Annotated in this window: 9 protein-coding genes and 1 pseudogene; 7 read left to right on the top strand and 3 right to left on the bottom strand. The window is 72.3% G+C overall.

What is annotated here, in order from left to right:
* The first annotated feature begins 37 nt into the window (after positions 1-37).
* Complete coding sequence (gene ispG, locus BM272_RS02095) at positions 38-1,270, top strand: flavodoxin-dependent (E)-4-hydroxy-3-methylbut-2-enyl-diphosphate synthase (RefSeq protein WP_093427087.1); 1,233 nt, start codon at positions 38-40, stop codon at positions 1,268-1,270.
* A 57-nt stretch (positions 1,271-1,327) separates the two neighbouring features.
* Here the strand turns inward: ispG and BM272_RS02090 are convergent, their stop codons facing one another.
* Complete coding sequence (locus BM272_RS02090) at positions 1,328-1,840, bottom strand: type 1 glutamine amidotransferase domain-containing protein (protein ID WP_093427086.1); 513 nt, start codon at positions 1,838-1,840, stop codon at positions 1,328-1,330.
* Between the two features lie 174 nt (positions 1,841-2,014).
* Here BM272_RS02090 and BM272_RS02085 point away from each other — a divergent pair, with 174 nt between their 5' ends.
* The 3 genes from BM272_RS02085 to BM272_RS02075 all read left to right on the top strand — a co-directional run bounded on the left by BM272_RS02085 (position 2,015) and on the right by BM272_RS02075 (position 8,156).
* Entirely contained in the window at positions 2,015-3,769 is a 1,755-nt protein-coding gene (locus BM272_RS02085) for an autotransporter assembly complex protein TamA (RefSeq protein WP_093427085.1), read from the top strand.
* Positions 3,769-7,494 (top strand): translocation/assembly module TamB domain-containing protein, encoded by a 3,726-nt coding sequence (locus tag BM272_RS02080; RefSeq protein ID WP_093427084.1) that lies wholly within the window; start codon positions 3,769-3,771, stop codon positions 7,492-7,494. Before BM272_RS02085 ends, BM272_RS02080 begins: the two co-directional genes overlap by 1 nt.
* 80 nt (positions 7,495-7,574) lie before the next feature.
* Positions 7,575-8,156, top strand: a complete 582-nt coding sequence (locus BM272_RS02075; RefSeq protein ID WP_093427083.1) for a thioredoxin family protein — start codon at positions 7,575-7,577, stop codon at positions 8,154-8,156.
* Between the two features lie 42 nt (positions 8,157-8,198).
* On the opposite strand, the gene BM272_RS02070 is transcribed toward BM272_RS02075, so the two are convergent.
* Positions 8,199-8,984, bottom strand: a complete 786-nt coding sequence (locus BM272_RS02070; RefSeq protein WP_159432994.1) for a UDP-2,3-diacylglucosamine diphosphatase — start codon at positions 8,982-8,984, stop codon at positions 8,199-8,201.
* A 251-nt stretch (positions 8,985-9,235) separates the two neighbouring features.
* Positions 9,236-9,640 (bottom strand): DnaJ family domain-containing protein, encoded by a 405-nt coding sequence (locus BM272_RS02065; protein ID WP_093427081.1) that lies wholly within the window; start codon positions 9,638-9,640, stop codon positions 9,236-9,238.
* A 104-nt stretch (positions 9,641-9,744) separates the two neighbouring features.
* On the opposite strand from BM272_RS02065, the gene BM272_RS02060 reads away from it, so the two are divergent.
* From BM272_RS02060 to siaB, 3 genes and pseudogenes are all read left to right on the top strand, one after another.
* A complete protein-coding gene (locus BM272_RS02060; protein ID WP_093427080.1) occupies positions 9,745-11,268 on the top strand; it encodes a R3H domain-containing nucleic acid-binding protein in 1,524 nt (507 codons plus the stop codon).
* A 60-nt stretch (positions 11,269-11,328) separates the two neighbouring features.
* Positions 11,329-13,235 (top strand): annotated as a pseudogene (gene siaA / locus BM272_RS02055) (biofilm regulation protein phosphatase SiaA).
* A gap of 22 nt (positions 13,236-13,257) precedes the next feature.
* Positions 13,258-13,818 (top strand): biofilm regulation protein kinase SiaB, encoded by a 561-nt coding sequence (siaB, locus tag BM272_RS02050; RefSeq protein ID WP_093427079.1) that lies wholly within the window; start codon positions 13,258-13,260, stop codon positions 13,816-13,818.
* Positions 13,819-13,821: the final 3 nt, after the last annotated feature.

Genomic DNA, 13,821 nt, shown 5'->3' with positions numbered 1-13,821 from the left:
CGCGCGCAGCCCAGCCACCATTGTCTAGAGAGACGTCATGAGCGATTCCGTGCCCGGCCCCGTCAGCAGGACCACCCGAGCCGTTCGGGTCGGCGGGGTCACCATCGGCGGCGGCCACCCCGTTGCCATCCAGTCCATGACCAATACCGACACCGCCGAGCCGGTGGCCACCGCCATCCAGGTGCGCCAGCTCGCCGAGGCCGGTTCGGAGCTGGTCCGCATCACGGTGAACTCCGAGGAAGCGGCCGCCGCCGTACCGCGGATCCGCGAGGAGATGGAGCGGATGGGCGTGACGGTCCCGCTGGTGGGGGACTTCCACTTCAATGGCCACAAGCTCCTGGAGCAGGAGCCGGCCTGCGGCGAGGCGCTGGACAAGTTCCGGATCAACCCCGGCAACGTGGGCCGCGGCGTCCGGCGGGATGACAACTTCGCCCGCTTCATCGAGCACGCCTGCCACTTCGACCGGCCGGTGCGTATCGGGGTCAACTGGGGCAGCCTGGACCCGACGGTCCTGGAGCGCCTCATGGACGCCAACGCCGCCCGCCCGGAGCCGCTACCGCCGGAGGCGGTGATGCGCGATGCCGTGGTCACCTCGGCGGTGGAGAGCGCCGCCCGGGCGGAGGAGCTGGGCCTGGGCGGCGACCGGATCATCCTCTCCTGCAAGATGAGCGGCGTGCAGGACCTCATCGCCGTCTACCGCGACCTGGCCAGTCGCTGCGACTACCCGCTCCATCTGGGACTCACCGAGGCCGGGATGGGGACCAAGGGGATCGTCGCCTCCACCACGGCCCTGTCGGTGCTGTTGCAGGAGGGGATCGGCGACACCATCCGGATCTCCCTGACCCCGGAGCCCGGCGAGCCGCGTACCAAGGAGGTGGAGGTGGCGCGCCAGATCCTCCAGAGCCTGGAGCTGCGCAACTTCGCCCCGGCCGTGGTGGCCTGCCCCGGCTGCGGGCGGACCACCTCCACCTACTTCCAGGAGCTGGCCCGGGACATCGAGGCCTACATGGGCGAGCGCATGCCGCAGTGGCGGCAGGAATATCCCGGCGTGGAGGGGATGACCGTGGCGGTGATGGGCTGCGTGGTGAACGGCCCCGGCGAGAGCCGCCACGCCGATATCGGGATCAGCCTCCCCGGCACCGGCGAGACGCCGGTGGCACCGGTCTACGAGGACGGCGAGAAGACCGTGACCCTAAAGGGCGAACGCATCGCCGAGGAGTTCCAGCAGCGGCTGGAGGCGTACGTCCACTACCGCTTCGGCGACCGGTAAGGCGGACTAAATACCCTTTTATATCAGTACGTTGAAAGGGGATCTTCAAGCGACACCTTAGCTCTTGTGAGACTCCACCAGGGCCATCATCTCCCGCAGCCAGGCGGGGATATCCTTCGGCACCCGGGAGGTAACGAGGTTGCCGTCCACCACCACCTCTTCGTCCACGTAATCGCCGCCGGCCGCCGGTACCGCGTCGCGTACATCGGCATGGCCCGTAAGTGTCCGGCCGCGAACGCGGTCGGCGGAGACGAGGATCTCCGGGCCGTGGCAGATGGCCACCACCGGCTTGCCGGCATCCATGAAGTGCTGCGTGATCGCCTGGACGGCGGGATCGTCGCGCAGCGCCGCCGGCGCCTTGCCCCCCGGCAGGACCAGTAGTTCGAAACCGGCCGGGTCCACGTCGGCCACGGACCGGTCCACGGCTACCTCGTAGCCCTTCTTGCCGGTGATGGGGTCGGTCGCCGGTGCCGCTACCGTGACCTCGTAGCCGGCCTCCAGGAGGCGGTACTGGGGAGCCAGGAGCTCTACGTCCTCGAACTGGTCGGCGCTCAGGATCAGGGCCTTCATGGGCAGTCTCCTTGTCGGGGATAGAGTCGGATAGCGGTGGCTGTACGGTCGGGAGATGGGAGCGCCATCGCCGCCCTTCAAGTCCGGCCCCCGGTTGAGCGGTCTTCGGGCGGGGAGAATTTGCCACCGCCGGCGGGACTGCTATCGTGGAGGTCCCCCTACGGAAGCGAATCCTTGTCACGCCGCCGCCCCGCGCTCTCCACCCTTTGCTGCACCCTGGCCATCGGCGTCGGTGTCATCGCCATGGTGCAGCCCGGGCTCGCCGCCGTGGAGATCCGCGTGGAGGGACTCGAGAAATCGACGCTGCACGACGCCGTCATCGCGCGGCTGCCGCTGCAGCGCTATCGCGATGACCCCGGGCTGTCGCCCGCCGACATCCGCCACCTCCACGGACGCGGAACGGCGGCCATCCGCACTGCGCTGGCACCCTACGGCTATACCGACCCGACCATCGACAGCGACCTGGAGGCCCTGGAGGGCGACGACTGGCGCGCCACCTACCGCGTGGATCCCGGCGAGCCGGTGCGCGTGCATTCGGTCACCATCGAGCTCACCGGCCCTGCCGCCGACCACCCTGAGCTGGTCGAATGGCGCGAGGCCTATCCGCTGGCCGTCGGCGATCGCCTGGACCACGCCGCCCACGATGCCGCCCGCGACCGCCTGGAGGCCCTGGGCCGGGAGCTCGGCCTGTTCGAGGGAGCCTTCGAGCAGCGGCGCATCGAGGTGGATCGGGAGGCCGGCACGGCGGACATCGCCCTCCACTACCGGACCGGCCCCCGCTACCGCTTCGGGGCGTTCGACTTCTCGGGTAGCAGCCTCGGAACCGATCTCATCCGCCGCTTCGCCCCCATGGACCCCGGCGACCCCTACCACGGGGACCAGCTCATCGAGCTCCAGCGGACCCTCCTGGATAGCGACTACTTCTCCCGCGTGGAGGTCATCCCGCATCCCCGGGAGGATGAGCCGGTGGTCGACCTCCAGGTGGAGCTCACGGACAACCTCCCCACCCGCTACACGGCCGGCGGCGGTTACGGAACCGATACCGGTCCCCGGGTCCGGGGCGGGATCGAGCGCCGCTACCTCAATGCCGCCGGCCACCGCACCGGCGTGGAGGCGCAGGTCTCGGCCATCAGCCGGGAGGCGGCCGCCTGGTACCGCATCCCCCTGGCCGATCCGCGGCGCGAAGAGCTGGCCGGCCGCGCCAGCCTGGACGAGACGCGCACCGACACCTCGGAGCATACCCGCGAACAGCTCCGCCTCGCCCTCACCCGGGTACCGGGTCGCTGGTCCCGAACGATCTCCCTGGGGCTGGAGCGCGAACGCTACCGCGTCGCCGACGAGCGCGACCAGAGCCTGCTGCTCATGCCGGGGATCCAGTGGCAGCGGACCCAGGTCCACTACACCGGAGGCCGGGCCCACGGCTGGCGGGCCGAGTTCTCCCTGCGCGGGGCCAGCGAGGCCGTGGTCTCGGATACCGACCTGGTCCGCGGTGACCTCCAGGCCGGTTGGGTGCTCCCGGTGACCGAGCGCCACCGCCTGCGCCTGCGCAGCCGCCTGGGCGGGACCGCCCTGGCACAGACCGAGGACCTCCCCGCCTCCCTGCGCTACTTCGCCGGCGGCGACCGCACCCTGCGCGGCTTCGGCTACCAGCGCCTGGGGCCCACCGATGACCAGGGTGACGTCACCGGCGGCAGTGCCCTGGCCGTGGTGGGCGTGGACTACGAGCACGCCCTGGGGGAGAGCTTTTCCCTGGCAGTCTTTCACGATGCCGGCAACGCCTACGACCCCGACGCCGCCGAATTCCGGCGCAGCGCCGGGGCCGGACTGCGCTGGCGCCTGCCCATCGGCACCCTGGCCGTGGACTTCGCCCGGGCGGTGGATACCGAGGCCGGCTGGCGCTTCCACCTCTACCTGAGGCCCGATCCGTGATGGCCGGCGTTCTGCTCACACGGCTGCGGCGCCTCGCTGTCCTGGCGGGGAAGGGCCTGCTGCTGGCCGTGGTCCTGGCGCTGGCGGCCGCCGGCGTGGGCCTGGTCACCCTCCTCCACCACCCGGCCGCGCCGGGGTGGGTCGCCGGATGGGCCGGGGAGATCACCGGTGGCCGCCTCACCGTGGAGGAGGCCGAGGGGCGCCTGGCCGGCCCCCTGCGCCTGGAGGGCGTTCGCTGGGAGGACGAGGCAGTGACCGCCGGAGCCACCGGCCTCGACCTGGACTGGCGCCCGCTGGACCTCCTGGTCGGGCGGGTCCGCATCCACCGGCTCCACGTAGAGGACCTGACCGTCACGGTGCGCGGGGGCGAGCCAGGCCCGACCACGGAGACCCCGGGGGGCGCCCTCCCGGAGCTGCCCGGTCTGCCCTTCGCCCTGGAGCTCACCGGCACGCGTGTCGCCGCCAACCGCCTGCCCGGCCTGGAAGGCCCCCTCCACCTTCGCCTGGCGGCCCGGGCCGGCGGTTCCCGGCTCCGGGACCTGAACGCCACCCTGCGCCACCGGGGCGCCCGTCTGGCCCTCGTCGGCGAGGGCGACTGGCGCCAGCGGGCCCTGGAGGCCCGCCTGCAGATCGACACGCCCAGCCCGCTGGGGCCGGCCACCGGCCATCTCGATCTGGCCGGCGACACCGAGGAGCTCCGGGTGGAGGGCCGCGGCTCCGGTCCGGCTCGGGTTCGCCTGGAGGGCCGGCTGCGGAGCCTCCTGGAGGACCCCACCCTCGATCTGACCCTGCGCGCCGATCGCCCCGGCCCCGCCCTTCAGGAGCGGGCGGGCTTCCCCTGGCTGGGGCGGGTGACGGCCGATGTCACCGGCCCCGCAGCAACCCCGGCCATGACACTGGCCGCCCGTCTGGACCTGGCCGAGAACGGCCTCTGGGCCCTGGAGGCCGAGGGACGGCGCGGGGCCGACGGCTGGCTCCACCTCCCCGCACTGGCGCTGGAGCGGCTCGATGCCGGCGGCGGGGCCGTTACCGGCTCCGGGGCCTGGCACCTCGGCGAGGGGCGCGGCACCGCCACCCTGGCCAGCGACGGCCTCGCCCTGCCCCGCGACCTGGGCCGACTGGAGGGGCTGGCGCTGCAGGCCGGCGGTACGCCGAGCCATTGGGACCTCACTGGCACCGTTGCCGCCCGCCCCGCCGACCTGCCCGAGGCTTCTGCCCGCCTGCGGGCCCGCGGCGCCGGCGCGACCCTCCACACCGAGCTGCGCGAACTCGAGGCGCTGGGCGGGAGCGCCCACGGCCGCGCCACCCTCACCCTCGAGGGGGAACGCCCCTGGCAGGCCGATCTCGCCTGGGAGGGGGTGGAGACCGGCGGCCTGCTCCCCGACTGGCCGGCGACCCTCACCGGCGAGACCCGATTGCACGGCACCCTGACGGGGCCCACCGCCACGATGAAGGACCTGCATGTGGCCGGCGACCTGCGCGGCCACGACCTGGCGGTGGACGGACGCGGGGCCTGGACATCCGACGGCTGGCGGGTCGCCGGGCTGGACGCCTCGGTGGGGGCCAACCACCTCGCCGGCCACGCCAGCGGCTCCACCCCGCTCACCGCCGACCTCCGACTGGACCTCTCCGATCCCGAAGCCCTCCACCCGGAGCTGCACGGCCGGCTGGAGGGCCGGATCGGCTGGGCGGACGGCTCGGGGGATGCCCGGCTCACCGGCACGGACCTCGCCTGGGGAGACCTGATCGCCATCCCGCAACTGCAAGTCTCGGCGGAGGGCTCCCCGGCGCATCTGCGCGCCGGGCTCACCCTCCCCACGGCCGAGGTGGCCAACCAACAGGCCGGCGCTGTGAGCCTCATACTGGAAGGGCCACCGGAACGGCTGAACTGGACCCTGGCAGCAGGCCGTCCTCGACTGGCCTTGACGGGGACGCTGGAACCGGCCGCCGGCGAGCTCCGGGCAACCACGGGGGTGGCCACCGCCGCCGGGGAGAACTGGCAGCTCGCCGGCCATCTGCGGGCCCGACAAGGTGCCGACGGCTGGGGGCTGGAGAGCGGCTGCTGGCTCGGCGATGCCGGTGGGCGGCTGTGCGCCGGGGCCCACGGCGATGCTGAGGGAGGCACGGCGGCACTGGAACTGGCCGGCCTGGAGCTGGCCCCGCTGGCAAGGCTGATCCCCGGCGGCACCCGCCTGCACGCCGGCCAGCTGGACAGCCGGGCCCGGCTGCGCTGGAGCGACGCCATCGACGAACTGGCGCTGGCCGCGGAGGCCCGGGGGCTGGAGCTGGTCCACCCGCGCCTGGACGACGAGATCGCCGCGCGTCTGGAGCGGCTGGATCTGCGGGCCGATTACACCGCCGAGACGGGACTGACCGCCGGGACCACCCTCCACACCGGCGAACCGGGCGACGAATTCGCCGGCCGGGTCCACCTCCCGGAATGGCGATGGGCAGCGGTGGACGCCGACCAGCCCCTGGAGGGGGCGATGCACGCGGATCGGGTCGGTGTCGCCTGGATCGGCCCCCTGGTGCCCGGCTTCATCCGCACCGATGGCCACCTGGCCGCCGATATCGCCCTCACCGGCACCCTGGGCGAGCCGCTGCCGCAGGGTGCTATCCACTGGCGCGAGGGGCGGCTTCGCGTCGCCGATGCCGGCCTGGACCTGCGCCCGGTAACCGCCACCATCCGCGCCAATGGCGCCGAACCGCTGCAGCTGGAGGCGCAGGCCCGAAGCGGTGGCGGCACCCTCGACCTCGCCGGCACGTTCCAGCCGCGACCGCCCATGACCGCCGATCTCCGGCTCACCGGCCAGGGGGTGCAGGTGGTCGACCTCCCCGAGGCGCGCGTGCAGGCCTCGCCGGACCTGCGGCTGGAGCTGACCCCCGAGGAGGCGATCTTCACCGGCGAGGTCCGGCTTCCCGAGGCGCGCCTGGTCCTGCCGGAGGGGGGCGGTGCCTCGGGCGCCGCCCCCTCCCCCGACGTGGTCTACCGCGAGGCCGGGGAGGAGGAGGCGGGGCTGCCGGTCCGGGCCGACATCCGGCTGCTGCTGGGGCCCCGGATCTATCTGCGCGGCCACGGCTTCCGCGGCCGGCTGGAAGGGGATCTGCGGCTGCTGCAGGAGCCGGGGAGCCCGCCCCGGGGTCGCGGCGAGCTGGTCATCCAGGACGGCCACTACCGCGCCTGGGGGCAGGAGCTGACCATCGACAACGGCCGGCTGCTCTTCGCCGATACCCCGGTGGACAACCCCGGCCTCGACCTCCGGGCCGAACGGCCCGGCCTGCCGGTGACCGCCGGCGTCCACGTAGGTGGCCGCCTGCGCGACCCGAACCTGGCGCTCTACTCGGATCCGGCCATGGAGGATAGCGAGATCCTCTCCTGGGTCGTCCTGGGCCGCCCGCTGGAATCGGCCAGCGGCGAGGAGGGGGCGAGCCTGGCGGCCGCGGCCACCGCCCTCCAGCTCGCCGGCGGCAACCGCCTGGCCACCCAGCTGGGGGATCGCTTCGGGATCGACGAGGTGGGCATCGCCTCCGGGACCACTGCAGACTCCGCCGCCCTGGTCCTGGGGACCTGGCTCTCGCCGCGACTCTACGTGCGCTACGCCATCGGCCTCACCGAGGACATCAACACCCTGCGCACCCGCTACCTGCTGGACGATCAGTGGACCCTGGAGGCCGAGACCGGTGAGGCCAGTGGGATCGACCTCCTCTGGTCCATCGAGCGATAGCCCCCACGGCCCCTGCATGGCCGCCCCGCCGGCCGCGGCGCTACAATCCGAACACCGGAGACCAGAAGAGGAGAGTCACCATGTCCCTGACCCCGTCCACCATGCTGGAGCTGGGAACCCCGGCCCCGGACTTCGCCCTCCCCGAGCCCCTCACCGGTGAGACCGTCCGGCTGGCCGACTTCGCGGACGCCAAGGGGTTGCTGGTGGTCTTCATGTGCAACCACTGCCCCTACGTGAAACACCTCCGGGACGGCCTGATGGCCTGGGCGCGGGACTACGCCCCCCGGGGTGTCGCCACCGTCGCCATCAGCAGCAACGACGCGGAAAACTACCCGGATGACGCCCCGGACAAGATGGCCGAGGAGGCGCGCGCCTTCGAGTATCCCTTTCCCTACCTCTACGACGCGGAACAGTCCGTAGCGAAGGCCTACCGCGCCGCCTGCACCCCCGATTTCTTCCTCTTCGACGGCGACCAGCGGCTCTTCTACCGCGGTCAGTTCGACCGCGCCCGGCCGGGCAACGAGGAGCCGGTGACAGGCTCCGACCTGCGCGCCGCCGCCGACGCCCTCCTCGCCGGGGAACCGGCCCCGGCGGAGCAGGTGCCGAGCATGGGCTGCAACATCAAGTGGAAGCCGGGCCACGAGCCCGACTATTTCGGCTGACCCGCGCCCTCACCGGCGCTCTCTTCCCTGGAGGCCGGCGGCTCAGGCGGCCGGCCGCAACGGCAGCGGGACAACGTTCGCCGGCCGTCCGTCCACCAGGCGCAGGGTCCCGTCCGGCTCCTCCACCAGGGCCGTGCAGCTCTCCACCCAGTCGCCGTCGTTGGCATAGACCCCCTGGTCCTCCTCGCGCAGGCAGGCCTGGTGGATGTGCCCGCAGAACACCCCGTCGAAGCCGCGCTCCCGGGACAGGTGGAGGGCGGCATCCTCGAACCGCCGGATATAGACCTGGGCGCGCCCCAGCCGGGACTTGATATGGCCCGCCAGGGACCAGTAGGGCCACCCCAGGCGCCGCCGGATCCGGTTGGTCATGCGGTTGAGGGCGAGCAGCAGGGCGTACCCGGCATCGCCGGCGAGGGAGACCAGACGATTGCAGCAGACCGCGCTGTCCAGCTCGTCCCCGTGGGTCACCAGCATCCGGCGACCGTCCGCCGTGGTGTGAACGGCCTCCTGCGCCACCTCGATCCGGCCCAGCTCCGAGCCGGTGAGGTCGCGGAAGGCCTCGTCGTGGTTGCCCGGGATGAAGACGACGCGCACCCCGGCGTGAGCCTGCCGGAACAGGTGGCGCAGGACGGCGTTGTGGCTCTCCGGCCAGGCGGGGCCGCGGCGCTGCATGGCGTGGAGGTCGATGATGTCGCCGACCAGATAGATGGTCTCGCACTCCACTCCCACCAGGAACGTGAGGAGCTCCTCGGCCCGGGCATCGGGCGTGCCGAGATGGACATCGGAGAGGAAGAGGGTGCGGACGGATGACGGGGCGGAATGGTACATGCTCTCCTCCACATATCGGGGGAGAGCCGAGCATGGCGGTCGCGGATTGCCGTGACGTTTCGAAACCGTGACCATCTCGTGACGCCGGATCCGTGTCACGCCGGTGTCATGCGTGGGACATATCCGTGTAACCGAGACGGGGCATGGTCGGGACAGGTTCTCGCAGGAGAAGGCCCATGATCCTCGATCGCACCATGGAGCGCCGGGGCGGCGACGACCTCTTCGACGTCTCCGACCGTCCCTGACTCGCCCTACCCGTCGCCGGAGGGGGCGGCCGGACCGCCCTGTTCCAGCCGCTCCAGGTGGGCGCGCAGCCGTTCGGCGTATTCGTGGACGGCCCGGGGGGTACGACCGCCGTGGAGGCGCTGCAGGACCATCCGCAGGCGCCGGCCACCATCCTCCCGCGCCTCCCGGTCCGCCTCCGCCTCGGCGTGGCGGATGAGGGCCTCCACCTCCCGGAGTTCGCGGAGCTGTTCCAGCTCCGGGGGGACGAAGCCGGCATTCTTCAGCAGGCGGTAGCCGGCGCGTAGTTCCTCGGGCACCAGGCTGTCATCCTCCAGGGCCAGGGGCTCGCCCTGCCCCGGCAGGTCCTCGAAGTCGCCGCGCTCGGCCGCCTCGCGAATGCGCTGTTCGGCTAGTTCGTCCAGCAGGCTCACTTTCCCTCCTCGCTCCCTGAACAGGAGCGAACCTTTTTCGCCCGAATCATTCTAGCAGCGTGCGGCTACCCCTCTCCCACCCGCCGGCCTGATATGCTGACGGTATGGAAGAGCAGACCGACGACCTGGCCGCCCTGCTGGATCTGTTGCCGCCGGACCTGCGCGCGGCCGCGGCCGCCCTGGATCCCGAGCAGGTGGTGGAGTTCGTCCTGGACCGCGGCCGCCCGGCTACGGCCCGACTGGACCACGGCCGCGCCGAACTCGCCTCCGTGCCCCTGGAGCAGGCCGACCTGGACGCCGTGGCCAGCCGCGTGGGGGCCTTCAGCGCCGACAATCGCGCCGGGGTGGAGGGGACCCTCCACCGCATCGCCGCCATCCGCAACCGGCAGGGCCGCATCATCGGCCTGACCCTCCGCGTAGGGCGGGCCGCCCACGGCATCGTCGACCCCATCCACGATGTGGTCGCTGCCGGTGAGAGCCTGCTGCTCCTGGGCCGCCCCGGGGTGGGCAAGACCACGCTCCTGCGGGAGACGGCCCGCGTCCTGGCCGACGAGTGCGACCGCCGGGTGGTCATCATCGATACCGCCGGAGAGATCGCCGGCGACGGCGACATCCCCCACCCCGCCATCGGCAGCGCCCGACGCATGCCGGTGGCCGACCCGCGCCAGCAGGACCGGGTGATGATCGAGGCGGTGGAGAACCACATGCCGGAGGTCATCATCGTCGACGAGATCGGGACCGAGGCGGAGGCGCGGGCGGCCCGGACCATCGCCGAGCGCGGCGTCCAGCTGGTGGCCACCGCCCACGGCCACTCCCTGGAGAACCTGTTGCGCAATCCCGTCCTGGACGACCTGGTGGGCGGGGTGCAGACGGTCATCCTCGGCGACGACGAGGCCCGGGCCCGGGGCGGCCAGAAGACCGTCCAGGAGCGGCGCGGCCCGCCGGCCTTCACCGCCGTGGTGGAGATCGTCCAGCGCGGGGAGCTGCGCCTGCACCCCTCCACCGCCCGTTCGGTGGACCGCCTGCTGGCGGGCCGAGCCCCGCGCTGTGAGATGCGCACCGCCGCCGAATCCGGGGCCGGCGCGCCGCCACCGGCCGAAGAGACAGGCCTCCCGGAAGGTGCCGAATCCTCAGCGCCGGAAGTGGGCCCGCGGGGACGCACCCGCATCCTGTCCTACGGCGTCAGCCGCGATTCCGTCGACCGCGTCATCCGGACCGAGGGGCTACCGGCGGAGACGGTCCCCGACCCGGGCCGTACCGACCTGGTGCTGGCCCTGCGCAGCCGCGCCGCCGATCCCCGCCTCCAGCGCCTGGTGGACACCTCGGCGGTCCCCCTGGTGACCGTGAAGAAGAACTCCACCGCCCAGATCCGGCGCGCCCTCGCCGACGCCCTGAACCAGGTCCACGGCGTGGACGACGAGACCGTCAGCGCCGTGGTCCGGGAGGTGGAGGAGGCGGTGAACCGGGTGCGCCAGGAGGGCGAGGTGGTGCCGCTCTCCCCCGCCCAGGGGGCCGTCCGCCGGCTCCAGCACCGGATCGTGGTGCGCCACGGCCTGGTGGCGGAGAGCCAGGGCAGCGGCAACCAGCGCCACCTCGTAGTTCTTCCATCAACCCCGGATGCCGGCTAAAGGTTCCAAAATCAGACCCTCCGATCATAGTCTCCCTCTCGGTTACAACGGGAACCAACCATGGCCCGATGGGGATACGGTCTGCGAGCCAAGGCCATGCTGGCGCTGCTGGCCGCCTGCCTGCTGGCGCTGATCCCGGTGGGGTTTCTCGGCCTCCAGGGGATCCGGGCCCGAGTGGAGCGGGAGGTCGCCCTGGCGCGACGACTGGCCGAATCCACGCTCACGGGGACCTGGCTGCAGCAGCCCGATTCCGCGGCTGCCCGCGCCGCCTTCTTCCGGGAGGCCGAGCGCTACCGGGATTCCTTCCGCGACGGCAACTACTTCCTCATCCACGCCGACGGCCGCTACTTCCACAACGCCGCCGATACCGACTTCAGTGACGAGCCCGCTATCGCCTGCACCGCGACGAGCCGGACGATGCCTGGTTCTTCAACATCATGGCGGGCGAGCGGGACCTGGTGGTCAACGTCAATCCGGACGCCGAACTCGGCGTCACCCGCGTCTGGGTCAACGTCGTCGTCCGTCGGGCCGGCGAGGCGGTGGGGCTGGCCGGCACGGGGCTGGATCTGTCGCGCTTCCTGGAGGAGTTCGTCCGCGCCGACGAGGCCGGGGTGGACCCCCTGATCGTCGATGCCGACGGCGCCATCCAGGCCCACCCCGACCCGGACCGGATCGCCTACGGCTCCGCCGCCGGCCTGGAATCCGCCGGCCAGGAATCCGAGGGCTCGCTGGACGCCGCCCTGGAGGGCGATGCCGGGGCACTGACCGCGGCCATGGCACGGGCCGGGGCGGGGGCCATCCCGGTCATCACCGCCAACCTGGACGGCCGCCCCCAGCGACTCGCCGTCACCGCGGTCCCGGCGCTGGACTGGTACGTCATCAGCGCGGTGGACCTGGAGGCCGCCACGGTCCTGGAGGGGCCGTGGTTGCAGAGCGCGGCCCTCGCCGGGGGCGTCACGCTGCTGGTACTGATGGGTGGCTTCGCCTGGGGCGTGGATCGGCTCATCCTGCGCCCCCTGCGCTCCCTGCAATACTCCGCCACGGCCCTGGCCGAGGGGGACTACCGCGTGGCCCTCCCGGAGTCCCGCCGCGACGAGATCGGCGACCTCGGTCAGGCCTTCGGCTCCATGGCGGAGCAGGTCGCGGAACACACCAGCCGCCTCGAGGAGGGGGTACGCCAGCGGACCCGGGAGCTGGAGACGGCGAATCGGCGGATCCAGGACTCCATCAACTACGCGGCGCTGATCCAGCGGGCCCTGCTCCCCGATGGCCGGCTCACCGAGACCCTGGGGCCGGACCACTTCATCCTGTGGCACCCGCGGGACGGCGTCGGCGGCGACTTCTATCTCTTCCGCAGCGAGGCCGGCGGCGATCGCTTCCTGGTGGGCGCGGTGGACTGTGCCGGCCACGGCGTCCCCGGCGCATTGATGACCATGCTCGCCCGGACCGCCTTTGACGAGGCCATGACGACCCTGGGGATCGATTCCCCCGCCGCCCTGCTCCGGCGTGCGGACGAGACCCTGCGCGAGATGGTCCGGCAGTCGGCCATGCCGGAGAGCGTCGCCACCAATCTCGACGCCGGCCTGGTCTGCGTCGATCGCACGGCCGGCCGGCTCCGCTTCGCCGGCGCCCGCATCGCCCTCCACGCCAGCGATGGCGCCGAGGTCCAGGAACTCGCCCCCGCACGGCGCGCGCTGTGCGACCGGCGGCAGGGGGAATATACCGACCAGAGCCACCCCACGGACCCCCGCATGACCTACTACCTGGTCACCGACGGCTATCTCGACCAGGCCGGCGGTGACCACGGGTTCGGCTTCGGCAATACGCGCTTCCGGGAGCTGCTGCGCGACCATGCCCGCCGGCCCATGGCGGAGCAGGCGACCGCCCTGGAGGAGGCCCTGTCGAGCTATCGCGGCGACCACGAACAACGCGACGACATTACCGTCCTCGCCTTCCGCGTCACCTGACGCACCAACCGGAGTTCCGGGGATGCACGATATCGACCTCTTCGGCCTGCGCGACCATTTCCAGCGCCAGGACATCCTGCTGGCCTTCAATGGCCCCATCTCCCGCGGCCTCATCGAGGAGATAGGCAATGCGCTCAAAAACTATCTCCAGGCGGAGGATACCGCCCCCGCCGCCGTGAGCGACGTCTTTGGCACCTATGTGGAGATGACCCAGAACATCCGCCACTACGCCGCCCGGCAGGGCTACACCGATACCGAGAGCGCCGCGACCGTGGTGGTTGCCCGGGACCGGGAGGGCCACTACGTGGTCGTCGCCGGCAACCTGGTGGAGACGGCGGACGGCCGGGCCCTCGTCGACCGCATCGACGAACTGGCCGGCATGGACGCGGCCGCGCTGAAGGCCGCGTTCAAGACCCAGCTGCGGGCACCGCGAGAGGAAGGCGCCGATTCGGGGGCCGGCCTGGGACTCATCGATATCGCCCGCAAGTCCGCGCGACCGCTGTCGGCACGGCTGGAGGAGGCCCCGGGTGACCGGGCGTTCTTCAGCCTCCAGGCGGTCATCCAGCAACATCCCAAGACGTGAATG

Origin of the sequence: Thiohalospira halophila DSM 15071, from assembly GCF_900112605.1 — a bacterium.
Taxonomy (GTDB): domain Bacteria; phylum Pseudomonadota; class Gammaproteobacteria; order Thiohalospirales; family Thiohalospiraceae; genus Thiohalospira; species Thiohalospira halophila.
This window is presented reverse-complemented; position numbering and strand designations above follow the sequence as displayed.

Bases quoted from the DNA above. Each gene is read 5' to 3' on its own strand.
- BM272_RS02090 (WP_093427086.1), bottom strand. From the start codon at position 1,840: ATGAAGGCCCTGATCCTGAGCGCCGACCAGTTCGAGGACGTAGAGCTC.
- siaB (WP_093427079.1), top strand. From the start codon at position 13,258: ATGCACGATATCGACCTCTTCGGCCTGCGCGACCATTTCCAGCGCCAG.
- BM272_RS02070 (WP_159432994.1), bottom strand. From the start codon at position 8,984: ATGTACCATTCCGCCCCGTCATCCGTCCGCACCCTCTTCCTCTCCGAT.
- BM272_RS02075 (WP_093427083.1), top strand. From the start codon at position 7,575: ATGTCCCTGACCCCGTCCACCATGCTGGAGCTGGGAACCCCGGCCCCG.
- ispG (WP_093427087.1), top strand. From the start codon at position 38: ATGAGCGATTCCGTGCCCGGCCCCGTCAGCAGGACCACCCGAGCCGTT.
- BM272_RS02080 (WP_093427084.1), top strand. From the start codon at position 3,769: ATGGCCGGCGTTCTGCTCACACGGCTGCGGCGCCTCGCTGTCCTGGCG.
- BM272_RS02060 (WP_093427080.1), top strand. From the start codon at position 9,745: ATGGAAGAGCAGACCGACGACCTGGCCGCCCTGCTGGATCTGTTGCCG.